Source organism: Cobetia sp. D5 (assembly GCF_035666195.1).
GTDB lineage: Bacteria > Pseudomonadota > Gammaproteobacteria > Pseudomonadales > Halomonadaceae > Cobetia > Cobetia amphilecti.
The window spans coordinates 290208-315426 of the sequence record NZ_CP142020.1; the positions used below are offsets into that span (position 1 = coordinate 290208).

The window sequence follows — 25219 nt, forward strand, 5'->3', positions numbered from 1 at the left end:
ACCCCGTCGAGACGGGGTGTTCGGGTAGCGAAAGCGGCGTTGGCTGCTATCAGCGCTTCTTGCTGGCTTCCAGCGCGGCACGGCGGGCGGCTTCACGCTGCTGCTGCTTGGCATCGCGTCGCGCCTGCATCTGGGCGACGGCGTCCATGCCCAGGTGGGCTTCGCCACGTTCTCTGGCGAGGCGAATCTGGTTCTCGCGCTCGGCGAAGCGCGCCTTCTGGGCATCGCTCAGCTTGTCGTAGCAACGCGGGCAGCTGACGCCTTTCTGGTAGCGCTCGCTCTGCTTGTCTTCCTCGGTGATCGGCAGGCGGCAGGCATGGCACTGATCGTATTGGCCGGGGCGCAGCTGGTGGTCGACGGTGACGCGCTCATCGAACACGAAGCACTCGCCCTGCCACAGCGTCTCTTCCTCGGGCACCTCTTCCAGATACTTCAGGATACCGCCCTTGAGGTGATAGACCTCATCGAAGCCCTGCTCCTTGAGATAGGCCGTGGACTTCTCGCAGCGGATGCCGCCGGTGCAGAACATCGCCACCTTGCGGTGCTGTGTCGGGTCCAGCTCGCGCGAGACGTAGTCCGGGAAATCACGGAAGGCAGTGGTGTTCGGGTTGACGGCACCGGCGAAGGTCCCCACTTCCACTTCATAGTCATTGCGCGTGTCGATCAGCAGTACTTCAGGATCGGAGATCAGCGCATTCCAGTCCTTCGGCTCCACATAGGTCCCGACGGTGTGACGCGGGTCGATGCCCTCGACGCCCATGGTGACGATCTCGCGCTTGAGCTTGACCTTGGCGCGCAGGAAGGGCGCCTGCTCGGCCAGTGACTGCTTGGTGTCGAGCTCGGCCAGACGCGGGTCGCTGGTCAGCCAGGCGAGCAGCGCATCGATGCCGGCGCGTGAGCCGGACACGGTGCCGTTGATGCCTTCGCGGGCCAGCAGCAGGGTGCCGCGGATGGCGTGCTCGTTCATCACCGCCAGCAGCGGGTCGCGCAGCGCCTCGAAGTCCTCGAGGGTGACGAACTTGTAGAGCGCACAGACCACATGCTGCGGCGCCAGCGGGCTGGGACGGGCGGAGGCAGATGTGCTGGTCAGCTGCGGGGCGCTGGCTTGGTCAGGCGCGGCAGTCAGGTCGGGAGTGTCGGTCATGCGAAGGTCCTCATGCGGGCCGGAACGTAAATCCGGAGCAGGATGATCGAGAGATGAGAGCGGCCGGCGGACGGGGGATAGCGCGACAGCAGGCGCACCCTCAAGGGTCGGCGACGCATTTTACGCGACTCGCGCGCGAATTTCTCGCCCGCCGCGATGGCCCGCATGCCTGTCACCGGCCGGACGCCATCTTCATTGGCGGTGTCTATCAATTGGCGGCTCGGCTCAATTGGTCGCCCTCACGGCATGACGGTAGGATATTCCCATATTGCGCAGAGGTCGGCTGAGGGTTGCGCGCGCCATTCTCGCCACGAATCTGCGCCACGGAGAGCCGTAATGAAAGATTCGCTCTATCAACAGGCGCCAGGCGCTGCAGGCTATGCGGATGCCCGCGAGGTGCCGCTGCGCGAGCTGGATGGCCCATCGGAGCTACCGGTGAGCCTGGCGCTCAATGACACCGCGATGGGCACCTTGCTGGCCAGCCCAGAGGCCCTTGAGCCGCTGGCGCTGGGGCATGCCTTCACCGCGGGCTGGATCACGCGGCGTGACGAGGTCTCGGCGATCCATCTCTCGCGGCTGCGTCATGGGCTGGCGGTGCGTCTTGAGGTCAGTGACTCGCTGGCGCGCAAGGCCGAGCGTCATCAGCGGCGTGAGAGCAGTGTCTCGAGTTGCGGCGCCTGTGGCGTGCAGGACGAAGCGGAGCTGATGGCGGGACTTATGCGTCTGCCGCCACGGGCAGCGCTGGCGCCCGATGCGCTGATGCGCGGGCTGGAACGCCTGGAGCGCGCCACGCGCCGCGGCATGCATCTGGCGCTGGGGTTGGACGCCGAAGGCGGTCTGATCTCGCAGGGCGCCGATATCGGTCGCCACAATGCGCTGGACCGCGTGATCGGCATGAGCCTCGACAGCGGTGTGTGGCCCGAGGCGTTGCTGGTGTCGAGCCGCTGCAGCCTGGAGCTGGTGCAGAAGACCATCCGTGCGCGCATTCCGACCCTGATCACCCTGGCGGTGCCCTCGCGACTCGCCGTCGAGACCGCCCGCGCCTGCGACCTCAATCTGATCTGTGCCCACCGCGGGCGTCGACTCGAATTGCTCAGCGGTCACGCTGATCGCCCCCGTTCATCCTAGCCAGTGGATCCTGACATGACCGACATTGCTGCCCCCGAGATCGAGACGCCTGCGTCTGCCAGCCTGCCCCGCGAGGATGCGCAACAGACGCGTCATCCGCGCATTGCCGCCTATTCCGGGCCGGCGGGTGGCTGGGGCGCACTCAAGAGCGTCGGTCAGCATGTCAGTCACTCCAGGGCGCCGTGGAAGAGCGTGCGCTCCCTGCTCAAGGCCAATCAGGACAAGGGCTTCGACTGCCCCGGCTGTGCCTGGGGAGACCCGGAACACGGCTCCTCCTTCGAATTCTGCGAGAACGGCGCCAAGGCGGTGGCCTGGGAAGTGACCGCCAAGCGGGTCACGCCGCGCTTCTTCGCTCAGCACACCGTCACGGAGCTGCTGGGCTGGGACGACTTCATGCTCGAGGATCAGGGGCGTCTGACCGAACCGATGCGCTACGACGCGGCCAGTGATCGCTATATGCCGATCAGCTGGGACGCGGCCTTCGAGCTTGTCGCCGAGCACCTCAGCGCGCTGACGTCGCCGGATGAGGCGCTGTTCTATACCTCGGGGCGTGCCAGCAACGAGGCGGCCTATCTCTACCAGTTGTTCGTGCGTCTGTTCGGCACCAACAACTTCCCCGACTGCTCCAACATGTGCCACGAGGCCAGCGGTGTCGGCATGAAGGCGAGCCTCGGCGTCGGCAAGGGCACGGTGCTGCTGGAGGACTTAGAGCACGCCGATGCCATCTTCGTGTTCGGTCAGAACCCCGGCACCAACCACCCGCGTATGCTGGGCGATCTGCGTCGCGCATCCCGGCGTGGCGCGCGCATCGTCAGCTTCAATCCGCTGCGTGAGCGGGGGCTGGAGCGCTTTGCCGATCCGCAGTCGCCGCTGGAGATGATGACCCTCTCCAGCCAGCCCATCAGCCATCGCTATTACCAGCCACGCATGGGGGGCGACATGGCGGCGTTGCGCGGCATGGCCAAGGCGCTGTTCGCGATGGAGGCGCGGGGCGAATTCACGCGCGCCGCCAGCTTCATCGAAGCGCATACCCGGGGCGTCGAGGCCTGGCAGGCGCTGGTCGAGGCGACCGAGTGGGCAACCCTCGAGGACCAGTCCGGCCTGACACGCGCTCAGCTCGAGGAGGCGGCCGCCATCTTCGCGGGTGCCGGCAACGTCATCTGCACCTGGGCGATGGGCATCACCCAGCATCTGCATGCCGTCGAGAGTGTGCGCGAGATCGTCAATCTGCTGTTGCTCGGGGGGCACTTCGGCCGTCCCGGTGCCGGGGCCTGTCCGGTGCGTGGCCATTCCAACGTCCAGGGCGATCGCACCATGGGTATCGACGAGAAGGCGCCCGCCTGGCTGATCGAGGCGCTGGAAGCGCGCTACGGCGTCAGCATGCCGCGTGCGCAGGGCTACAACACCGTGGAGAGCCTGGCGGCGCTGGAGCAGGGCAAGGCGAAGACCTTCATCGCGCTGGGCGGCAACTTCACGCGTGCCACGCCGGACAGCGAGCGGACCGAGGCCGCGATGCGCAACCTCGAGCTCAACGTCCAGATCAGCACCAAGCTCAACCGCAGTCATCTGGTGATGGGCAAGCAGACCGATGCGCTGATTCTGCCGTGTCTCGGTCGCAGCGAGATCGATCGCTCCTCGCAGGTGGCTTCCCAGCACATCAGCGTCGAGGACTCGATGTCGATGGTGCATTCCAGCGCCGGCATCAAGGCACCGGCCAGCCCTGAATTGCGCTCCGAGCCCGGCATCATCGCGGCGATCGCGCGTGCCACCCTGGCGCGCGTGCTGCCGGCGCGAGGTGCCAGTGATCCGGTCGATTGGCAGGCCCTGAGCGAGAACTATGATCTGATCCGTGACGAGATCGCGGCGGTCATCCCCGGTTTCGCGGACTTCAATTCACGACTGGCACACAAGCGCGGCTTCCACCTCGCCAATCCGGTACGCGAGCTTGTCTTCCCGACCTCCAGCGGCCTGGCCGAGTTCTCGCACATGCCGCTGCCGGAGTCGGTGATGCATCAACAGCTGGCGCGGCGTGATGGCTGGCTGACGCTGCAGACCATGCGCAGTCACGATCAGTACAACACCACCGTCTACGGTTACAACGACCGCTATCGTGGCGTGTCGGGTCAGCGGCGGGTGATCTTCATCAATGGTGAAGACCTGGCGCGGCTGGGGCTGGCCGACGGTGATTGGGTCGACATGCTCGGCGAGCCGCGTCCGGACGGCAGCGAGCGACGTGCGCCGCAGTTCCGTCTGGTCGAGTACGACATCCCGGCCGGTTGCATCGGGGCCTACTATCCGGAAACCAACGTGCTGGTCGCATTGGAAAGCCACGGCGCTGATACCGGCACGCCATCCTCCAAGGCGGTGCCCGTACGTCTGGAGCGCAGTTCACGCATCGCCTGACGGCGCGAGATGTCAGCAGCAGGGTGCATGCATCACCACACTGCCGTGCCGCGAGGAGACTCGTCGCGCGGCAGTCGTGTGTCTAGAATATTCCCGTGCGCCGAGCCAGCTACGCTCGGCACACGTCTTTTCCGTCCTCAGTGCTGCCCCAACCACCGTTCAAGAGAGTGATCCATGCAATATCTGCACACCATGCTGCGTATCCGTGATGTCGACGCTTCACTGCATTTCTTCCGTGACCTGCTCGGCATGGTCGAGATCTCGCGCAAGGATTCCGAGAAGGGCCGCTTCACGCTGATCTTCCTGGCAGCCCCGCAGGATGCCGAACGTGCCCGCGAGATGCAGGCGCCGATGCTGGAACTGACCCATAACTGGGACCCGGAAGAATACGAAGGTGGGCGCAACTTCGGCCATCTGGCCTATCGCGTCGAGGATATCTACGCTACCTGTCAGCATCTGATGGACAACGGCGTGACCATCAATCGCCCGCCGCGTGACGGCCACATGGCATTCGTGAAGAGCCCGGATGGGATTTCGCTGGAGCTGCTGCAGGCCGGTGACGCCCTTGCGCCGCAGGAACCCTGGGCCTCCATGAGCAACACGGGCAGCTGGTAAGCAAGCAAGGCCGCATGTTGACGTGTGCGTAAGCGTCGCATCCAGGCAACGCAATAGCCGAATTATGACTGGTGCATCGCCCAGCAGGGCTTATGATGTAATGAAGTTCATAAGCCCCGCAGCATGATGTGTGGCATGTCGTGCTCGGCCTTTGTGGAGTGTCATCGCGGCAGGCAGCTATACCTTTTTCCTTTCTCTTGCTGCCCGCCTGCCGCGATGTTGCACCTCCTTGAGTCGCGTGAGGGACCGCCACGCGGACACTGCCTAGCTGGCAAGGATTGCCTGATGCCGAGAGTCATAAGCGCCTGGCTACGTCATGAGCCACGATTGCTCGCCGTGGAGCATCGTCGTTTCTACCATGCCTATCTTTGGGTCTATCTGATGCTGATGGGCCTCTTCGTGGTGTGGGTTCCCTTCTTCACTCTCTTCAACGAGTCGCGGCTGGCATTCGCCAGCGGCATCATGGCGCTCGTGTCCGTGCTGGGCGTGATGCTGCACCGGGCGCATCAGCTGACCTTGGGTCTGGCCCTGATGATGAGCGCCTTGACGCTGATGGCCTGGCTCTCGGTTTTCTGCTTCGGGCTCTCGGCGGGCTATGAGTACTATTTCTTCATCGTGATGGCCGGTATTCACCTGGCCCCGCTGGCGGCGCGTGTTCGAGTGGTGACGACACTGATGCTGTTCATGGCGGCTGTCTCGGCGCTGATGGTCTCGCCAGTCCTGCATGAGGGCGGCGTCCTGTCGGCCTGGGTGCTGCAATCGACCAATCTGTTCGCGGTCTTCCTGATGATGGTCACCTTCCTGTGGCGCATGCTGGCACTTACCGAACATTTCGAGCGTCAGTATCTGAAGGATGCCAGTCGTGATGAGTTGACCGAATTGCTCAATCGCCGCCAGATATTGCGCCACGCCGAGGACTGGTGGCGTGACGGAGTGCCCTGTGCGGTCTTGATGCTGGATGCGGACAACTTCAAGCGCGTCAATGACCTGCATGGGCATGCCGTCGGTGATGAAGTGCTGCGTCATCTGGGCCGCCTGCTGACGGCCACACTGCGTCAGGGCGATCGCGCCGGGCGTGTCGGTGGCGAGGAGTTCCTGGTGCTGCTGCCGCGTATCGGGCGCACCGAGGCCATTTCCGTGGCGGGACGCATGCGCTCCCTGCTGGCCAAGTCTCCTCCGGTCTTCGCCGGCACGCCGGTGCCGGTCACGGTTTCCATCGGCGTTGCCATCAGTCATGAGGTCGATTCGCTGGATGAGCTGATGCAGCTGGCCGACAGGCGGCTGTATCACGCCAAGCACAATGGGCGTGATCAGGTGGTGGCCGGTGGGGAACACGAGATGACAGGCCTTGCCACGGCCGATGCCAGCCCTCCGCCCCCCGGGAATGGCGGTAGCGGGCTTGGCAAGGCAGAGGCCGTGGAGGAGGGCGCTCGCGACAAGGAGGATGACCGCCAGGAAAAGCGGCGCCACAAGGATTCCAGCCCTTTCTCGCGGACACCCCTCGTCGGCTGACCTGAGTTCAGGTTCTTGAATGCAGGTTCACGAATGCTGTTTCAGGAGCGCTGCTTCAATCGGGCCAGCGCGTTCTCCATGCCACGGGCAACGGTGGTCGCCAGTGGTGTGCACAGCACCCAGGGCAACGCGATCAGTGCAATGCTGAGCGAGCCCAGATAGACATCGCTGAACCAGTGAGCGCCGACCATGATCCGCGGAGCGCTCAGCAGTACCACGAACGCCAGGCTGCACAGGGCGATGCGGCGCGGTGCGAAGGCCAGCATGAAACTCGCGAATACCATCAGCATCAGGCCGTGATCCCCCGGGAAGCTGTTCGACGCTGAATCCTTGGTCTTGAAGGACACCAGCTCGGAGAGATGCTGTGCGTGGCTGAAGAAGCGCGTCGGGCTGGCATGGCCATAGCTGATGGCGCGCAGTACGAACAGCGAGAGCAGGCCCGCCGTCAGCAGCATGGTGATGCCGATGCTGGTCCAGCGGCGATAGCGGGCAGGCTGTTGATCATTGAGCATCGCCCAGCAAAACAATACCCCCATCATGGCGAAGGCCACGGCGTCGAAGGCGCGCGTGTTCAGAATGCCGAGCAGCGTGTCCCAGTGCGGATTGAGTGGTGTGATGAACTGGTTGAAGTCCCAGAAGACATCGCTGTCGAGGGTGGGCCAGAAATCCAGCGCCGGTATCCACCAGCACGCCAGCAGCGCCACACCGAGCGCATTCAGGATCATCAGTCGTCGTAGATTGAATCCTGTCTGCGCCCTGCGCGGGCGGGGCGGGGGCGAGGGTTGCACGTGCGGGGCCTGCAGCGAACCACTGACTCGCTGTGAAGACGCAGTATCAGCGGCGTGCAAGGAAGGACTGTCGGGGGCGGCGGGAGTCATGTCGTGTCAGCTCTGCAGGGCTCATGTCGGGATAGGCGCACTCAGGTCGGTAGCTCGCTGGCCCGGTGGCCAGAGGACTCGAGGCAGGCGACGCTGAGTGGCGATCTGGTCGAAATTCTAGAGCAGGCTTTGCTTTGAAAACACTGTTTTCAAAGTCGGCGAGGTGGACAGTTGGTTGCGTCCATCGCGCTGGTGGCAAGCCAGCGGCAGTCCGGCAGGTGACATTCAGGCGCATGTCGTGAGGGCCTGTCGTTCATGACAGCCGTGCGCATGATCGCTACCCTTGCTGTCATGTCCGTTCCTTACCCACCGTTCTTTCCGTCTGCCGGGTGCTGCCGTTGACGGCAATGCCACTGGCGGGCGCCACAGGAGTCATCCATGTCCGTTATCGTGCGTCGTCTATCGCGTTATACCTCCGTGGGGTTCGCTATCTCCTTGCTGGCTGGCTGCGCGGCCATGACACAGCCTCCGCAGGGCAGTGCCTCATCGGGTGCCGCTGCTCCTGCCCTGGTGGGCACCCAATGGAGTTTCTCCGCCACGGATGCCAGTGAAGAGGCCGCCAACTTCCTGCTGCAGCCTCCCAGTCAGCAGCAGCTGGCAGACGAGGAAGATGACCGTCTGCGTCTGGTCGGCAGCAATGGTTGCAACCGCCTGATGGGGCCGGTGGTGCTGGATGAGTCGCGTCAGACGCTGGATATCGGTCCGCTGGCCTCGACCATGAAGATGTGCCCCAACCCCGAGCAGTCCAACGCCTTCAATCGCATGCTCGAGGATGTGGCCAGTTACCAGATCATCGGCAGCGGTGAGAGCGCTCGGCTGCGCGTGATGGATGACACCGGCTATCTGCTGGCGACCTTCATGCCGCTGGAAGGCTCCGCCGAGTAATTGCTCGGCGCGCTTTTCTCGATGAGCTCATCTCGATGCGCTCATCCGGCGTGGCTGGGAGGGCGATTAGCGAGCGGGCTGCCAGAAACGAGAAAGCCCCCTGCACCGTTCGGTGCAGGGGGCTTTTGCTTGCGTGAAGCGCGTGCGTGACTTACAGCGCTTCGATCTTGACGCGCTGGCTTTCCAGCAGCGCAAGTTCCGCCTGGGCGTCGGCCAGCTTGGCGCGCTCCTTCTCGACCACATCAGCCGGTGCACGACCGACGAACTTCTCGTTGCCGAGCTTGTTCTCGAGGCCGGTGATGACCTTCTGCTGCTTCTCGTGCTCCTTGTCGATGCGCTTGAGCTCGGCTTCCTTGTCGATCAGGCCTGCCATCGGCACCAGCACTTCCAGCTCACCGACGCGCTGGATGGCGGACATCGGGGCTTCGTCGCCTGCCGCCAGGAAGGTGATGCTTTCCAGACGTGCCAGCTTGGAGAGGAACAGGCGGTTGGCTTCCAGACGCTCGGCATCGCCAGCTGCGCCGTTCTGCAGGAAGACTTCCAGCGGCTTGGCCGGTGACAGGTTGAGCTCGCCGCGCACGTTGCGGATGGCGATGATGATGCCTTTCAGCCACTCGATATCGCGGATGGCCTGCTCATCGATCCGGTCGGCTTCGGCCTGCGGCCACGCTTGGCTCATGATGCTCTCGCCTTCCACCGGCTTGCCGGCGTGCGGTGCGATACGCTGCCAGATCTCCTCGGAGATGAACGGCATCATCGGGTGGATCAAGCGCAGGATGGTCTCGAGGGCGCGCACCAGGGTGCGACGCGTGCCGCGCTTGGCTTCGATGCTGGCGTTGTCATCCCACAGAACCGGCTTGGACAGCTCCAGATACCAGTCGCAGTACTCGTTCCAGATGAACTCGTAGAGCGCCTGGGAGGCGTGGTCGAAGCGGAACTCTTCCAGCGCGCGGGTGACCTGCTGCTCGGTCTGCTGCAGGCGCGCGATGATCCAGCGATCGGCCAGCGACAGTTCGACGGCTTCGCCGTTGACGCCGCAATCCTGGTTCTCGGCATTCATCAGCACGTAGCGCGCCGCATTCCACAGCTTGTTGCAGAAGTTGCGATAGCCATCGAGACGGCCCATGTCGAACTTCACGTCACGCCCGGTGGAGGCGAGTGACAGCAGGGTGTAGCGCAGCGCATCGGTACCGTGAGGCTCGATGCCTTCCGGGAACTCGTTGCGGGTGGCCTTGGCGATCGCCTTGGCCTTCTTCGGCTGCATCATGTTGCCGGTACGCTTCTCGACCAGCTCCTCGATGCCGATACCGTCGATCAGGTCGATGGGATCAAGCACGTTGCCCTTGGACTTGGACATCTTCTGACCGAGGCTGTCGCGCACCAGACCATGCACGTAGACCTTGCGGAACGGCACTTCACCCTTGAACTTCAGGGTGAACATGATCATCCGCGCCACCCAGAAGAAGATGATGTCGAAGCCGGTGACCAGCACGTCGGTGGAGTGGAAGGTCTTGAGTTCTTCCGTGTCCGCCGGCCAGCCGAGGGTGCCGAAGGTCCACAGCGCGGAGCTGAACCAGGTGTCGAGGACGTCTTCGTCCTGACGCAGTTCGACGTCGGCACCCAGGTTGTTCTCGGCGCGGACTTCCTCTTCATTGCGGCCGACATAGACGTTGCCGTCGTTGTCGTACCAGGCCGGAATGCGGTGGCCCCACCACAGCTGACGCGAGATGCACCAATCCTGCAGGTCACGCATCCACGCGAAGTACATGTTCTCGTAGTTCTTGGGCACGAACTCGATGTCGCCGTTCTCGACCGCCTCGATGGCCGGACGCGCCAGCTCCTCGACGGCCACGAACCACTGGTCCGTCAGCAGCGGCTCGATGACATCGCCGGAGCGGTCACCGTGCGGCAGGGTGTTGTTGACGGCCTCGACCTGCTCCAGCAGGCCCAGCGCGTCCATGTCGGCGACCAGCTTCTCGCGGGCGACGAAGCGATCCAGACCGGCGTAGGCGGCCGGCAGGCTGGCGTCTTCCTGGGGCTGCGGACGGCCCTGGAGGTCATAGATCTCGGCGCGCTCCAGGATGGTGGCATCCTGGCTCATCACGTTGATCAGCAGATGGCCCTGACGCTTGCCGACTTCGTAGTCATTGAAGTCGTGGGCCGGGGTGATCTTGACGCAACCGGAGCCCTTTTCCATATCGGCGTGTTCATCGGCGACGATGGGGATGCGACGGCCGACCAGCGGCAGTTCGATGAACTTGCCGACCAGGCTTGCGTAGCGCTCGTCCTTGGGATTGACGGCCACGCCGGTGTCACCCAGCAGGGTTTCCGGGCGCGTGGTGGCGACGATGACGTAGTCCTTGCCATCGGCGGTCTTGACGCCATCGGCCAGCGGATAGCGGAAGTGCCAGAAGCTGCCCTGCTGATCGCGGTTCTCGACTTCGAGATCGGAAATCGCGGTGTGCAGGGTCGGGTCCCAGTTGACCAGACGCTTGCCGCGGTAGATCAGGTCTTCCTTGTGCAGGCGCACGAAGACTTCCTGCACCGCCTTGTAGAAGCCGTCATCCATGGTGAAGCGCTCGCGCTTCCAGTCGATGCTGGTGCCCATGCGACGCAGCTGGCGGGTGATGTTGCCGCCGGACTCTTCCTTCCACTCCCAGATCTTGTCGGTGAAGGCTTCGCGGCCGAGATCATGGCGGGTCTTGCCTTCTTCGGCGGCGACCTTGCGCTCGACCAGCATCTGGGTGGCGATACCGGCGTGGTCGGTGCCTACCTGCCACAGGGTGTTGCGACCCTGCATGCGGCGCCAGCGGACCAGGGTGTCCATGATGGAATCCTGGAAGGCGTGGCCCATGTGCAGGGAGCCGGTGACGTTGGGCGGCGGGATGACCAATGAGAAGCTCTCGCCCTGGCCTGACGGCGCAAAGCGGTTGTCGGATTCCCAGCGCTCGTACCAGCGCGTCTCGATGGCGTTCGGTTGGTAGGTCTTGTCCATGGGTCTGCATTGATCCGGTTGGGCGGGGCGTCCCGCGCCGGCTCAAGGAGCGGTCAGCGCAGGCAGAAAATGGGCTCGATTATAGCGCCGCTGATGACGGGCGTCATTCGGTCTTGGCGGGCAGACCCTCGTGGCGTCTGACAGACGCTGTTTTCACAAAGCAGGCAACATCCACGCACTGATGCCGTATCCTGTTGCGACCTCATGAGCCGAGGCTTGCCGCCTCGCACACTTCCCATTCTCTCACGCTCGCGGAGCCGCAATGTCCAAGCCTCGCCCCACGGACGGTGCCCCTCGTCCGACACGTCGTTGGGTCTGGCATGAACTGCTGCGTCATGCGCTGGTGCCATTGCTGGTGCTCGAGGTGGCGCTGCTGGGCTGCTATCTGGTGTTGCACTGGCTGGTCTCCGGGCAGCAGGACTCCACGCGCAGTGAGCTGGTGAATACCCAGCTCGAGCAGCTGACCCATTACGAGGCAGAACACATCAGCCTGCTAGCGGACGACTGGCGCAGCGATGCCCGCCAGCTGGCGCGCAGCACTCTGCGTCACATGGACACCCCCGTGACGTCCCGCCAGCGCGAGCAGGAGCTAAAGCGCCACATGAGTGCGGGCGACGGCACCCTGTACGTCGCCGAGAACGATGGTGGCGCCGGCTCCTATTACTCCTCGCTGGTGCCCAGCTATCTGCAGGACCACGACAAGGTGGTGCGCCTCTCGGCAATGGATGCCCAGGTGTCGGACATGCTCGCCACGCAATCCGAGCTGCGCCAGATCTGGTTCTCCGGCTACGACGGCTACTTCCGCATATCGCCGTGGACCGATACCCGCAACATCTTCACGCCCGGCGTCGACCTCACCAGCTACGGCTTCTACTACCTGGCGGATGACCGCAACAACCCGAGCCGTGGCGCCGTCATCACGCCGCCCTACCAGGACCCGGTCGGCAGCGGTTGGCTGGTCTCGACGCTGATGCCGGTCCATCGCGGCGACTTCCTCGAAGGCGTGGTCGGCATCGACGTCACCCTCGATTCTCTGGTCGAGCGGCTCGAGAATGCCGAGCTGCCCTGGGGCGCCTATCTGATTCTGGTGAGTGACGATGTCGTCATGGCCATGCCGAGTGTCGGCGAGCAGGATTTCGGCCCCCAGCCCGACCCTGAAGTGGTGCCGATGCCGCTGCTGCACGATCGCTTCCTCGATACGGCGCATGATGTCGAGAACTCCCCGGCCATGGCGCACCTGCTGCGCAGCATCTCGGATGAGGCGCAGGGCGTGCGCAGCGTTTCCTTGCTCGCCGGTGAGCGGCTGGTCGGCTGGCAATCGGTGCCGGGCACCGACTGGCGGTTGCTGGCGGTGGTGGATGCGCAGCAGGTGAACAGCGGCATCGATATCTGGAATGAGCGCTTCAATCAGCTGGGCTACGTGATGCTGATGGGGCTGATCCTGTTCTTCTTCGCCCTGCTGGTGGTGATGCGTTGGCGGGCCGAGGCCATGGCGGCCACCCTGTCCGAATCACTGGCACGCCTCAGCGACATGGCGCTGCGCATCGGTCGCGGCCAGCCCGTGGTACGCGAGCGCTTCCAGCTGCAGGAGCTGGATCAGGCCGGTGAGGCGCTGCGCGAAGCGGCTCAGCGCCGTGATCAGATCGAGCTTGAGCGCGCCGAAGGTGCGCGGCACGTCGAGATGGTGATGGCGGCCTCCGGCGATGCCACCTGGCGCTATGACTTCGATCAGGACGATCTCTACCTGCACGAGAATTTCTTCCTGATGCTGGGGCTGCCGGTCCGCGCCAGCATGCATCTGGCGGACCTTGACGCCATGACGCACCCGGAAGACCTCGTCGGCCTGCTCGAGGCGCGCTGGCGGGTCATGCACGGGGAAAGCTGGGCCGAGGCGCGCGACGTGCGCTACCGGCATGCGCGTGGTCACTGGGTCTGGGTGCAGATTCGCGGCCAGATCACCCGGCGTGATCATGAGGGCCGGCCACAGCGCGCCACCGGGCTTGCGCTGGATATCCAGCGCCACAAGCAGTCACTCAAGCTGCTGGAGGCGGCCCGCGACAGTGCCACCGAGGCCAGCCAGTCCAAGTCGCGTTTCTTCTCGAGTTTCAGTCACGAGATTCGCACCCCGCTCAACGCCATCATGGGCTTCACGGATCTGCTCTGCGAGGAAGCCGACCTGACCCGCGAGCAGCGCCGCTACGTGGATGAGGCCAGCCATGCGGCGGCACAGCTGTCGGCGCTGATCGAGGACGTGCTGCAGATGTCGAGTCTGGAAGCCGGTGATCTGCCGCTGGATTGCCAGCCTCTCTCGGTGGGCCAGAAACTGATCCGGCTGGCGGGGCAATATCAGCCGCGCCTGGAGAGTGCCAACCTGACGCTATCGCTGGCGCTGGAAGGCGAGTCACTATGGTTGAATGCCGACCAGCGGCGCCTGGATCAGATTCTCGGCAACCTGATGGGCAACGCCATCAAGTACAACCGCGAGGGGGGCTGGATTCGTCTGGCCATCGGCCAGGAGCGCAATGCCAGCGGGGTGGAGATGGGCTGGGTGGAAATCACCGATGGCGGCTTCGGCTTTGATTCCGCGCAGGCGGTCCAGCTGTTCCAGCCGTTCTCGCGTCTGGGGCGTGAAGATTCAGGCATCGAGGGCACCGGACTCGGGCTGGCGCTGTCGCGGGAGCTCGCCCGCCGCATGGGCGGTGACATCACGGCGCGGGGCGAGCTGGGCGAGGGCGCCAGCTTCCGGGTCTGGTTGCCGCTGGCGGATGTCAGCGCCCATGAGCGCGTCGTCCAGGCGGCGTGGTCGGCGGAGAAGGTGCTGCCGGTGCCCTGTCGCTGGCTGGTGATCAGCACGCGGGCGCAGGATCGTCTGCGCCTCGAGGTGATCGGCAGTCACGTCGCCAATCTGGAGATCATCATCGCCAGCAGTGCGGCCCAGGCGTTGCGCCTGGTGCGAGATGTCAGCCCGTGTCTGGTCATCTTCGGCGATGTGCCGGACATGAACGTGGCGGCGCTGTTCGCCGAGATCCAGCGCATGCCGCGCGAACTGCCGTTGTGGGCCGTGCGTATCGGGGAGCGTGACGCCAGCGAGGCCGCAGGCGGCCTGCCCGAGGCCTTCTTCGACAGTGGTGAAAGTCCGCCCGGCATGGACGATATCGAGCGCTGGATGACGCATCTGATGGTCAACTTCCAGCGTGCCTGCGATACGGACCGCTGACGGATGGCGTGTCGCTCAGCTGACGCCCTTGAGCTGATGCGAGCGCACGGCATAACCGCGTGACTTGTAGGTGCGCCAGCATTCGCGCTTGGTCACCAGCACATCCTGATGCTGATTGATGATCTCGGCGACGCGCTCGAAGCGTGAGAACCACTCGGGGATCTCGGGGTGCAGGTTGAGCAGCGCCTCGATACCCGGCGCCGGGGCGTCCTGCCAGCCGATGGTGACCGGCGGGCGCGGCACGTCATCGGCGTGTTCGGCCTCGCGGGCGGCCATGTCGAGATCGATATCCAGCGCATGGGGCACGAAGCTTTCCGGGCGGAACTGCCACAGATGCTCATCGAACTGACGCGCCATCGCCTCGTCCTCGACATGCACATGCAGGCGAAAGCCCTTGGCGTGGATGGTCTCGGCCAGCCGGCAGGCGAATTCCAGCCGGGCTTCCAGCGTGGTGTCGGGCAGGATGTAGAAGTCGATCTGGGTCATGGGCACCGCTCGGGCAAGGAATTCTCGAGCGCTCAGGATACCGCACTCGCCGCGCGGCTTCGATGCAGCCTGCCTCCCGTGACATCTTTCCGCAGTCAGATATCCGCACGCCAGAAACCCCAAGGCCCGCCTCGAAAGAGGCGGGCCTTGGGGTTTCGGTCATCCTTCAAGCCACAGGGGCAGGCTCGAGGGCTTGTTTCCGTGCACTAATGTCAGTGCACTTATTTCAGCGCACTTATGCCAGACGTGTCATCCAGCCACGCGTGTCTTCGGCGCGACCGTATTGCAGGTCCAGCAGCTGGCTGCGCAGACGCATGGCGACATCGCCGGCGTTGGCGGTCAGGTCGAGGCGACCTTCTTCACTGACCAGCTCGCCCACCGGGGTGATGACGGCGGCGGTACCACAGGCGAACACCTCGGTGATCTCGCCGGAGGCGATGCCTTCACGCCACTCGTCGATGCTGATCGGGCGCTCTTCCGGCGCCAGGCCCAGATCGGTTGCCAGGGTCAGGATGGAGTCACGGGTGACGCCTTCCAGAATGGTGCCGGTCAGGCGCGGCGTGACCAGACGGCCGTCCTTGAAGACGAAGAACAGGTTCATGCCGCCCAGTTCCTCGACCCACTTGTTCTCGGCGGCGTCCAGGAACACGACCTGGTCACAGCCATTGGCGGAGGCTTCGCTCTGCGCGGCCAGTGAACCCGCGTAGTTGCCGCCGCACTTGGCGAAGCCGGTGCCGCCGGCGGCCGCACGGTTGTAGTGCGAGGACAGCCAGATGGAGACCGGCTTGATGCCGCCCTTGAAGTAGGCCGCCACCGGTGAGGCGATCACGTAGTAATCGACTTCACGCGACGGACGCACGCCGAGGAAGGCTTCGCTGGCGATCATGAACGGACGCAGATAGAGGCTGCATTCGTCACTGACGCTGGCCGGAGTCGGCACCCAGGCGCTGTCCTGTGCGAGCAGGGCCTTGAGCGAGCCGACGAAGTCCTCGTCGGACAGCTCCGGCAGTGCCAGACGGCGGGCGGAGTTGCGGAAACGTGCGGCGTTCTTCTCGGGGCGGAAGGTCCACACCGAGCCGTCTTCATGACGGTAGGCCTTGATGCCTTCGAAGATTTCCTGGGCGTAGTGCAGTACCGAGGCGGCGGGGTCGAGGCTCAGCGGGCCGTAGGGGCGGACTTCATGGCCGTGCCAGCCGCCGTCGGCGGTCCAGCGTACATGGGCCATGTGATCGCTGAAGTGACGGCCGAAGCCGGGATTGGCCAGAATGGTGTCACGAACGGCAGCATCCGCCGGTTGCGTGGACGCGCGGACGTCGAAGCCTTTGGTCACGTGGGTGTCTCCGTAGCAGCGAGACCCCCGACGCGGAACGCCGGGGGTCGAATCATTTTTATAGGACCTCTCGGGTCAGCGGTGCCGAGTGGCGTCGCGACCCGCGTGTCTCAACGCTAGCACGCTATCGAGAGCATGCGAAGCCTCAGACGGTCTCTTCCTGCGGGGCGCTGAGTTCCGCTTCGCGATCCAGCAGGTATTGGGTCAGAAGGCCCACCGGGCGGCCGCTGGCGCCTTTCTGCTTGCCGGACATCCAGGCGGTGCCGGCGATGTCCAGATGCGCCCACGGGAAGGTGTCCGCGAAGCGTGACAGGAAGCAACCTGCGGTGATCATGCCGGCTTCGCGACCGCCGATGTTGGCGATGTCGGCGAAGTTGGAATCCAGCTGCGTCTGATACTCGTCCCACAGCGGCATGTGCCAGGCGCGGTCCCAGGCTTCTTCGCCGGCGTCGAGCAGGTCGAGCGCCAGGTCATCATCGTTGGAGATCAGGCCGGTGGCGTGATTGCCCAGCGCGATGACGCAGGCGCCGGTCAGAGTGGCGATGTCGACGACGCTGGCCGGCTCGAAGCGCTCGGCGTAGGTCAGCGCATCACACAGCACCAGACGGCCTTCGGCGTCGGTGTTGAGGACTTCGACGGTCAGACCCTTCAGGGTCTTGATGATGTCGCCCGGCTTGGTGGCGCGGCCGTCCGGCATGTTCTCGGCGCTGGCCACGATGGCCACCACGTTGAGCTTCGGCTTGAGTTCCAGCACGGTGCGCATGGTGCCGAACACGCTGGCCGCGCCGCCCATGTCGTACTTCATCTCGTCCATGCCGGCGCCCGGCTTGAGCGAGATGCCGCCGGTATCGAAGGTGATGCCCTTGCCGACCAGCACGTGCGGGGCTTCGTTCTCGTCTTCCGCGCCGCGGTATTCCATCACGATCAGGCGGCTCGGCTCTTCACTGCCGCGGCCGACCGACAGCAGGGACAGGGCGCCGAGCTCCTCGAGCTCTTCCTCGCCGAGCACGGTCACTTTCAGGGCGCCATCCGAGGCGGCGCCCAGTTGCTCGGCACGCTCGCCCAGGTAGCGCGGCGTGCAGATGTTGCCCGGCAGATTGCCCAGCGTGCGCGCTTCATTGACGCCCATGCCGATGGCGGCACCGACGCGCAGGCCGGCTTCCAGTTCGGCCTGACGCTGCTTGTCGGCACTAACCACGCTCAGGCGGGTCAGAGAGACGGGCTCGCCCGGCTTGCTCTTCATCTCGGTGAAGCGATAGGCAGTGCGCAGCGCGCTCTCGGCGATCATGCGCGCCATCCAGTCAGCCTCACGCAGCTCGAGATTCAACTCGAGACCAGCGAAGGCCGCGTCTTCGATGGGCAGCTTCAGCAGGGCGGTCATGGCGGCGTCGAGGCCACGCTTGTAACGGCTTTCGTCGAGCTTTTCCTCACTGCCGAAACCGGCCAGCAGCAGGCGCTGAGCGCCGAGGCCCGGAGCGAAGGGCACCAGCAGGGTATTGCCGAGCTCGGGCTTGAAGTCGCCGCGCTCGATCAGCTGGGAAATCAGCTTCTCGCTGGCATCGTCGAGTCGTGCCGCAGCACCGGTGAGGTCGCCCTCGATGACAGGTACCACGATGCAGGCGGTTTCAAGCTGGGCCGGATTGGCAGTGACTACAGGAAATTCCATGGCAACTCCACGCGCGCGAGTGAGGGTACGAAGATGAGCAGTACAAGGATGAAGGATGTCGTCAGGCCAGGCGTGCCCGGCTCGCGGCGACATCGAGGTCATGGTCTGGATGGGGGCGCAGACCGCTCATGACAAGCTGAGCTGGCATGCACGAGTGAGGGCAGTCCATCATGTCAGGCTGTCCACGTGCAATGCCTGCAGCCGCGACAAGGCAGCATCCTTTCTGGATAATGCTGCTGCATGAGGGGGAGCCGCTCCCGTCCAGTCTTCAGACCCGTGCCGCCAGTGTACGCAAAGGCTGCGCACCATGCATGAGGGGGATGATGCCTTCATGTGATCATGACCATTCCTCCACCGGCTATCATCGATCTGGTCAACACGCTCGCTTGCGAGCGGGAAACAGGAGTTCCACTTGATCATCTTCCGCTACCTGACACGCGAGATACTCACCACCATGGCCGCCGTGGCCGGGGTGCTGATGCTTGTCATCATGGGCAGCCGATTCATCCGCTATTTCAGTGATGCGGCGGAGGGGGATTTCCCGGCGTCGATTCTCGGCAGCCTGATGCTCTATCACCTGCCGGGTTTCTTCGAACTGCTGCTGCCGCTGTCCTTCTTCCTCGCCGTGTTGCTGGCCTTCGGTCAGCTGTACATGAACAGCGAGATCACCGTGCTGGTCGCCTGTGGCGTCGGCCCGGAGCGCCTGCTGCGTGTCACCCTGCTGCCGGCGCTGTTGATCACGGTGCTGGTCGCGGCCTGCAGCCTCTATCTGACGCCTGCCGGCGCGCTCAAGAATGAACTGTTGCTCGAGCAGCAGAAGCAGAAGACCGACTTCTCGATTCTCGGCGCGGGACGCTTCCAGGAGATCGGCAATCGCACCGTCTATGCCGAGAGCATGAGCGATGACAACAGCGAGCTGGAAAACGTCTTCATCGCCGAGGCAGGTGACAGCAATGCCGCCAGCACGCCCGACAGCGAACCGAGCCAATCGGTGGTGCGCGCCGAGCGTGCCTTCCAGGAAGTCAGCCCCGAGACCGGCAGCCGCTATCTGGTGTTGAGCGACGGCACGCGCTACGGGGTGGAGCCCGGCAAGGCGATCGCCCAGCGACTGGGCTTTGATCGCTACGGCGTGCGCATCACCGAGGGCCAGGACGCCGCGGCCCTCAAGGAAGACATCGAGCTTGCGACCACGGCACAGCTCTGGGCTTCCGATCTTCCGGAGGCCAAGGCCCAGCTGCAGTGGCGCATCTCGCTGCCGTTGATGGTGCCGATCCTGATGCTGATCGGCCTGCCGCTGGCGCGCGTCAATCCGCGTCAGGGCCGTTTCGCGCGTCTGCTGCCGGCCATCTTCGTGCACATCACCTATCTCAGCCTGTTGATCGCGGCGCAGAATGCCGTCGCATCCGAGAAGTACCCGGCCGCCATCGGCCTGTGGCCCATTCACGGCGTCTATCTGGCGCTCGGCATCTGGCTGAGCTGGCGCGACAACCGCGGAGGTGGCCGCTGATGCTGCTTGATCGTCTCGACCGTTACATCGCCCGCAATGTGCTGGTGGCCATGCTGGTGGTGCAGGTACTGATTCTCGGGCTCGACCTGATGATCACTTACATCAATGATCTGGGGGATGTGAAAGGCGACTACGGCGCCTTTGAAGTGCTCCTCTATCTGCTGATGCGTCTGCCGTCGCGCTTCTACGAATTCGTGCCGGTTGGCGTACTGCTGGGCGCCCTGATCGGGCTGGGCAGCATGGCCTCGAGCAATGAGCTGACCATCATGCGCGCCGCCGGTCGTTCACTGACGCGCATTCTGTGGGGCGTGATGAAGCCGCTGGGGCTGGTCATCGCCATCACCATGGCGGTCGGTGAATATGTCGCCCCCGTCACCGAACTGCAGGCTGACGCCTGGCGCGCCGAGAAGCAGCAGGGCGCAGGCGCCGTCTACGCGGAAGGCGGCGGCTGGCAGCGCGAGGGCAACGACTACTACCGATTCGGCTCGATTCGCAGCGATGATGTGGTGCTCAATGTGACCCGCTATCGCTTCGATGACGAGCGCCATCTGACCCAGGCGCTCTACGCCAAGCGCGCCGTCTGGGAGAGCGATGGCTGGACGCTGGAAGCGGTGCAAACCACCACCTTCGAGTCCCAGGATGGCGAGCCGAGCGCCACCAAGGTGGCTCAGCAGGAGACCCGCGAGTGGGACACCCAGCTGACGCCGGACCTGCTCAAGCTGGTCATCAGCGACCCCAAGCAGCAGTCAGCCTCCGATCTGTGGCGCTATTCCCGCTATCTGGAGGACCAGGGCCTGTCGGCCAACCAGCCGCTGCTCTACTTCTGGCAGAAGATTCTGCAGCCGCTGACGCTGGCGGCGCTGGTGCTGGTGGCCGCCTCCTTCGTCTTCGGGCCATTGCGCACGGTGGCGGCGGGGACACGGGTCTTCTACGGCATCGTGGTCGGCCTGCTGTTCAAGTATCTGCAGGACCTGCTCGCCCCGGCCTCGGTGGTGTTCGGCTTCGCGCCCATCTGGGCGGTGCTGGCGCCGATGCTGGCCTGTTACGTGATCGGCCTGCTGCTGATCCGGCGCAGTGGCTAGGGGCGCCCCGCACTCTCGCCGCCGTCTCGACCCGCAGGGAGCGCGCCCTGCGGGCCTGATGCGGCGTCTGGGCGGCGTGGTCTATGACGCCTTCCTCGTGATGGCGTTGTTGATCGTGCTGGGCTTCATCGGGGTTGCCGTCAATGGCGGTGAGGCCAATCAGTCACCGCTGTTCCGCAGTCTGTTGCTGGTGGCGATGTTCGCCTTCTTCGGCGGCTGCTGGAGTCGCAGTGGCATGACGCTGGGCATGCAGGCCTGGCGGCTGCGCATCGAGACGCCGCAGGGTCATGTCCCGACGCTGCAGCAGTGCCTGATACGCTTCGTGGTTGCCGGGCTGTCATTGGGTGCCTGCGGGCTGGGGTACGTCTGGCAGCTGTGGGACCCTGAACAGCGCAGCTGGCAGGATATCGCCTCCGGCACCCGCGTGGTGGTGCTGCCCAAGCCGCGGCGCAAGTGAGGCACCAATAGGGAGCCTCTGGCGCGTGCGCCATGCAGGAAAGCAGTGAGCTCAGCCAGAAGTCATCTCAGCCAGACGTGAGCTCAGTTAGACAAGAAAACGCCCCGCCAGTCGTCGACTGGCGGGGCGTTGTGTTTTCCGCGAGTACAGGGCGTGATCAGACGCCCAGCAGGCCATCCAGGCGCGTGATGATGCGTTCCACGCTGGCGCGTGACACCACCAGGCTGTCTTCCTGCGCCGCCGTCTCGGGCAGCTCGCGCGGCAGGTCGATCACCGCGGTGCCCATGCCTTCCAGGCGCACGCCCTCACGGTAGCGCACGAAGGACAGCTGACCGATCGGACGCTGGCCATCGTGATCGAGGCGCGCCAGACGCGTGAAGGCACTGACGGTATCGAGCACCGGCGCGCTGGTCAGCGGCAGGTGTGTCAGGCGCCATGCCAGCCAGCCATCGATGTCGACGGCTTCATCGCGCAGGGTGGCGAACCAGTGGCGCGCCTGATCCAGGCGGTAGCGAGCACGGCCCTGCTTGTCGAGCCACAGCACGTCGGCGCTGGCCTGACGCGGGCTTTCCAGCTCGCCAGGCAGGTACAGCCAGGATTCGGTCAGGCGCTGCAGGGCGCCCGGCAGCGGCTCATCCAGGGTGCGCTCGTTGAGGGAGTCCAGCGCCGCGCTCAGGTCGCCCTGTTCCGCGCTCTCGCCGGTGTTGGAGTAACCGACGTTGTAGCGCCAGACACGATCGGAAATTTCCTGGGTGACCACGTGGTCATGGGGCAGAGCGATATGGCTCATCAGTTCACGCGCGTTGCAATGCTCATCCACCAGGCCTTCACGGCGGGCTTCACGATAGAGATTGCGCAGCAGCGGGGTCAGCGGCAGACGGTGGTGGTCACCGAAGCAGCTGCCGGCGTCGCGGACGGCGTCCAGATCAAGTGGCAGGTGGGACGTGGCGTGATGATCGGCGGTGGCGAGTTGTACTGACATGATATCGGGCTCCTTGCGGATTGGCGTTCGGAAATCGGCAGATAGGGCAACAGCAGACGGATTCAGGCCGGTCACGGCTTCAGCATGGCGCCCATCATCGGCATGCCGATGCGGGTCATGGCCATGAGGAGGCGTAGCGACGGAATCTCTTGCAGTGTCCTGTTCATGTTCTTTCCTGATTGCCTGGCGGGGCGTGGCAGTCATTTGCCTTCATCGTGACGCGGCGCTTCCCGTGAGCGAGGAGCTGGGCTGCGTTCAGCTGGGCTGCGTTCGAGTGACCCGCCTGAGTGATCGGCTAGCGATGACTCATTATGTTTTGGTGCGATTGTTTTTCGAATTGCATAAAAAATCGTTATACATACTAGCGGCCTCGTGTGAAATCGCAACCCTACCTTTCTGTCAGCCACGAGCCATCATTCTTTATACGGCGCTGGCTTTCCCCACGGCAATCGCTTTGTGAGGCTAATGTGGCCTGCTTATGACATCGTGTGTTCCGCAACCGCAAACCGGCCAGAAATCGCCTCGCTAAGTATTTGATATAACGTGTGAATGAGAATTTTTTGCAGTCAGGTGTTGCGCATGTTTCTGCGAATCATTTACATTTGTCTCACTTGGAGTGAGCGAGGTGAGCCATGTACGTCTGTCTGTGCAAAGGTGTGTCAGACCACAAGATCCGCGAAGTCGTGGAACAGGGAGCGCGCAGCTTCCGCGAAGTCCGTGAGCAGACCGGCTGCGCGACTCAGTGCGGCAAATGTGCCTGCATGGCCAAGACCATCACTCGCGAAGCGGTCGCGCGTGAAATGATGCCGGCAGAGGATCTCGCCTACGCGGTGTGATGCAGGCTCGAGCCGAGGCTCGCCTGCCGGCGACTGACACTCCAGTCGCCGCGCTGTCCATTGCTGCGTGATCCGTTCTCGTCGACTCCCGGCAAGTGCTCGCTTGCCTGACGCCCGCCACCTGGTCTCAAGACCGGGCGGCGGGCGTTTTCGTATGGGCGCCAGGCAATCCGGTGTCGGTCGCCACATGACAACGCGGATACCAATCTTTCCCATTTGCGCCTAAAAGTCGACAACTTGTTGGTATGTCTCGAAAAATTCATGTTTTTGCGCCATACTTGCCGCACCTGACCGATAGGGCACGCCTGACGTGCCCGCGCTGCGGCTGATGCATGCCGTCATCAGGCGCAGCAGAGAACCTGACGCAAGCAGCAACCCTGACAAGAGAGGAATGGCGACATGAAAGGCGATCCCAAGATCATCGAGCATCTCAATACCATACTGGCCAACGAACTGGTCGCCATCAATCAGTACTTCCTGCATGCACGCATGTATAAGGACTGGGGCCTCAAGCGCCTGGCCAAGTGGGAATACGACGAGTCCATCGAAGAGATGCGTCACGCCGACACCCTGATCGAGCGCATCCTGTTCCTGGAAGGTCTGCCCAACCTGCAGGACCTCGGCAAGCTGCGCATCGGCGAGAACACCAAGGAAATGCTCGAGTGCGATCTGGCGCTGGAGCACCAGGCACATGGCGATCTGAAGGAAGCGATCGCCTACGCCGAGCAGGTTCGCGATTACACCTCGCGTGATCTGTTCCGCAAGATCCTCGACGACGAGGAAGAGCACATCGATCACCTGGAGACCGAGCTGGGCCTGATCGAGAAGGTCGGCATCGAGCTCTACCTGCAGAAGCAGATCCACCACGAGATCGACTGATTCCGTGGCGGCTCGCTGAGCCGTGCCAAACGAAAACGCCCCCGCTGCCGATGGCAGCGGGGGCGTTTTGTCTTCAGTGGCGCAGAACCGGCTTACTTGCCCAGTTCATTGACCAGCAGCGCTTCGACAGCCGCGATGCGGGCGTCGAGGCTCGCCTTGTCGGCGGCCAGAACCGTGATGTGGCCGATCTTGCGCCCCGCACGCGGCGCCTTGCCGTAGTCGTGCAGACGCGCGCCGGGGGTGGCGAGCACGGCGTCACGTTCCGGCATGCGGCCGATGATGTTGAGCATCGCGCAGGGCGTGAGCAGTGCGGTCTCGCCTAGCGGCATGCCGGCGACGGCACGCAGGTGATTCTCGAACTGGCTGGTGACGGCGCCTTCGATGCTCCAGTGACCCGAGTTGTGCACACGCGGTGCGATCTCGTTGGCCAGCAGGCGCTCGCTGCCATCGGCGTCCTTGACGACGAAGAACTCGAAGGCCATCACGCCGACATAGTCGAGTTCGTGCATCACCTTGAAGGCAGCCGCCTCGGCTTCGGCCTGCAGGCCGTGGGAGTCGAGCGGCGTGGAGCAGTGCAGGATGCCGTTGCGATGTTCATTGCGCGACAGCGGCCAGGCGCGTGTCTCGCCATCGCGACCGCGTACCGCGATCACCGAGACTTCGTGATCGAAGGCGATGAAGCCTTCCAGGATCAGCGGCACGCTACCGAGTTCGGCGAAGGTGTCGGCGACGTCGGCCATTTCGCGCAGCACCTTCTGGCCCTTGCCGTCATAGCCCAGCGTACGTGTCTTGAGCACGGCGGGCAGACCGATGGTCGCGACGCCCGCTTCAAGGTCCGCTTGGCTGTCGACCAGCGCCAGCGGTGGCACCTCGATGCCCAGACGCATGAACAGCGACTTCTCGCTCCAGCGGTCACGCGCGGTATCCAGGGCGCCAGCCGGCGGGAAGGTCGGGCGCTCGGCCGCCAGACGCGCGACGGCGTCCGCCGGCACGTTCTCGAATTCGAAGGTGATGGCGTCAGACGCCGCCACCAGCTGCGTCAGAGCCGCATCATCCTGCCAATCGGCGCAGAGATGATGACCGTGGACGCGACCGCAGGGCGAATCCGAAGGATCAAGGAAGGTGAAGCGGGCATTCAGGGCGGCGCCGGCCTGAGCCAACATGCGGCCCAGCTGACCGCCGCCGACGATACCGAAGCGGAACGGCTGGCTCATGGC

General features: G+C 64.2%; 19 protein-coding genes. 11 read left to right on the top strand and 8 right to left on the bottom strand.

The features are described 5' to 3' along the window. Positions 1-49 precede the first annotated feature (49 nt). Complete coding sequence (gene trhO / locus U0O11_RS01320) at positions 50-1144, bottom strand: oxygen-dependent tRNA uridine(34) hydroxylase TrhO (RefSeq protein ID WP_303570608.1); 1095 nt, start codon at positions 1142-1144, stop codon at positions 50-52. 336 nt (positions 1145-1480) lie between these two features. Between trhO and U0O11_RS01325 the strand changes: the two genes are divergently transcribed. The 4 genes from U0O11_RS01325 (at position 1481) to U0O11_RS01340 (ending at position 6802) form a co-directional block, all read left to right on the top strand. Continuing rightward, a complete protein-coding gene (locus tag U0O11_RS01325) occupies positions 1481-2272 on the top strand; it encodes a formate dehydrogenase accessory sulfurtransferase FdhD (RefSeq protein WP_052384488.1) in 792 nt (263 codons plus the stop codon). Positions 2273-2287: 15 nt separating this feature from the next. Next, positions 2288-4675, top strand: coding sequence for an FdhF/YdeP family oxidoreductase (locus tag U0O11_RS01330; RefSeq protein WP_324691224.1), 2388 nt, complete (start codon positions 2288-2290; stop codon positions 4673-4675). Positions 4676-4849: 174 nt separating this feature from the next. Further along, entirely contained in the window at positions 4850-5290 is a 441-nt protein-coding gene (locus U0O11_RS01335) for a VOC family protein (RefSeq protein WP_043333215.1), read from the top strand. A gap of 285 nt (positions 5291-5575) precedes the next feature. After that, positions 5576-6802: a GGDEF domain-containing protein gene (locus U0O11_RS01340; protein ID WP_324691226.1), complete on the top strand. Its 1227-nt coding sequence runs from the start codon at positions 5576-5578 to the stop codon at positions 6800-6802. A 41-nt stretch (positions 6803-6843) separates the two neighbouring features. On the opposite strand, the gene U0O11_RS01345 is transcribed toward U0O11_RS01340, so the two are convergent. Then, entirely contained in the window at positions 6844-7527 is a 684-nt protein-coding gene (locus tag U0O11_RS01345) for a phosphatase PAP2 family protein (RefSeq protein WP_279834737.1), read from the bottom strand. Between the two features lie 531 nt (positions 7528-8058). Between U0O11_RS01345 and U0O11_RS01350 the strand changes: the two genes are divergently transcribed. Then, complete coding sequence (locus U0O11_RS01350) at positions 8059-8565, top strand: META domain-containing protein (RefSeq protein ID WP_324691228.1); 507 nt, start codon at positions 8059-8061, stop codon at positions 8563-8565. A gap of 151 nt (positions 8566-8716) precedes the next feature. On the opposite strand, the gene U0O11_RS01355 is transcribed toward U0O11_RS01350, so the two are convergent. Next, positions 8717-11560: a valine--tRNA ligase gene (locus U0O11_RS01355; RefSeq protein WP_324691230.1), complete on the bottom strand. Its 2844-nt coding sequence runs from the start codon at positions 11558-11560 to the stop codon at positions 8717-8719. Positions 11561-11822: 262 nt separating this feature from the next. Here U0O11_RS01355 and U0O11_RS01360 point away from each other — a divergent pair, with 262 nt between their 5' ends. Continuing rightward, on the top strand, positions 11823-14777 hold the full coding sequence (locus U0O11_RS01360; RefSeq protein WP_324691232.1) for a cache domain-containing sensor histidine kinase: 2955 nt from the start codon (positions 11823-11825) through the stop codon (positions 14775-14777). A gap of 15 nt (positions 14778-14792) precedes the next feature. Here the strand turns inward: U0O11_RS01360 and U0O11_RS01365 are convergent, their stop codons facing one another. The 3 genes from U0O11_RS01365 to U0O11_RS01375 all read right to left on the bottom strand — a co-directional run bounded on the left by U0O11_RS01365 (position 14793) and on the right by U0O11_RS01375 (position 18259). After that, positions 14793-15263: a DNA polymerase III subunit chi gene (locus U0O11_RS01365; RefSeq protein WP_043333207.1), complete on the bottom strand. Its 471-nt coding sequence runs from the start codon at positions 15261-15263 to the stop codon at positions 14793-14795. 235 nt (positions 15264-15498) lie between these two features. Then, positions 15499-16593: a branched-chain amino acid aminotransferase gene (locus U0O11_RS01370; RefSeq protein ID WP_324691233.1), complete on the bottom strand. Its 1095-nt coding sequence runs from the start codon at positions 16591-16593 to the stop codon at positions 15499-15501. 145 nt (positions 16594-16738) lie between these two features. Continuing rightward, on the bottom strand, positions 16739-18259 hold the full coding sequence (locus U0O11_RS01375) for a leucyl aminopeptidase (RefSeq protein WP_043333204.1): 1521 nt from the start codon (positions 18257-18259) through the stop codon (positions 16739-16741). Between the two features lie 412 nt (positions 18260-18671). On the opposite strand from U0O11_RS01375, the gene lptF reads away from it, so the two are divergent. Genes lptF through U0O11_RS01390 form a run of 3 tightly spaced genes read left to right on the top strand, consistent with a single transcriptional unit; the run spans position 18672 to position 21305 of the window. Further along, complete coding sequence (lptF, locus tag U0O11_RS01380) at positions 18672-19766, top strand: LPS export ABC transporter permease LptF (protein ID WP_324691235.1); 1095 nt, start codon at positions 18672-18674, stop codon at positions 19764-19766. After that, a complete protein-coding gene (gene lptG, locus U0O11_RS01385) occupies positions 19766-20848 on the top strand; it encodes an LPS export ABC transporter permease LptG (protein WP_324691237.1) in 1083 nt (360 codons plus the stop codon). The genes lptF and lptG overlap by 1 nt, the downstream gene beginning before the upstream one ends. Beyond that, the gene (locus U0O11_RS01390) at positions 20841-21305 is read left to right on the top strand and encodes an RDD family protein (RefSeq protein ID WP_324691238.1); all 465 of its coding nucleotides are present in this window, start codon (positions 20841-20843) and stop codon (positions 21303-21305) included. The genes lptG and U0O11_RS01390 overlap by 8 nt, the downstream gene beginning before the upstream one ends. A 157-nt stretch (positions 21306-21462) precedes the next feature. Here U0O11_RS01390 and U0O11_RS01395 read toward each other — a convergent pair whose 3' ends face one another. Then, on the bottom strand, positions 21463-22287 hold the full coding sequence (locus tag U0O11_RS01395; protein ID WP_107335632.1) for a hypothetical protein: 825 nt from the start codon (positions 22285-22287) through the stop codon (positions 21463-21465). 632 nt (positions 22288-22919) lie between these two features. On the opposite strand from U0O11_RS01395, the gene U0O11_RS01400 reads away from it, so the two are divergent. Together U0O11_RS01400 and bfr are read left to right on the top strand one after the other, a co-directional pair. Then, positions 22920-23123, top strand: coding sequence for a bacterioferritin-associated ferredoxin (locus U0O11_RS01400; RefSeq protein ID WP_043333196.1), 204 nt, complete (start codon positions 22920-22922; stop codon positions 23121-23123). 399 nt (positions 23124-23522) lie between these two features. Then, positions 23523-24002 carry a bacterioferritin gene (gene bfr, locus U0O11_RS01405; protein WP_043333195.1) on the top strand — a complete coding sequence of 160 codons (480 nt, stop codon included), beginning with the start codon at positions 23523-23525 and terminating at the stop codon, positions 24000-24002. A gap of 92 nt (positions 24003-24094) precedes the next feature. Here the strand turns inward: bfr and U0O11_RS01410 are convergent, their stop codons facing one another. After that, positions 24095-25216 (bottom strand): 5-(carboxyamino)imidazole ribonucleotide synthase, encoded by a 1122-nt coding sequence (locus U0O11_RS01410; protein ID WP_324691240.1) that lies wholly within the window; start codon positions 25214-25216, stop codon positions 24095-24097. Positions 25217-25219: the final 3 nt, after the last annotated feature.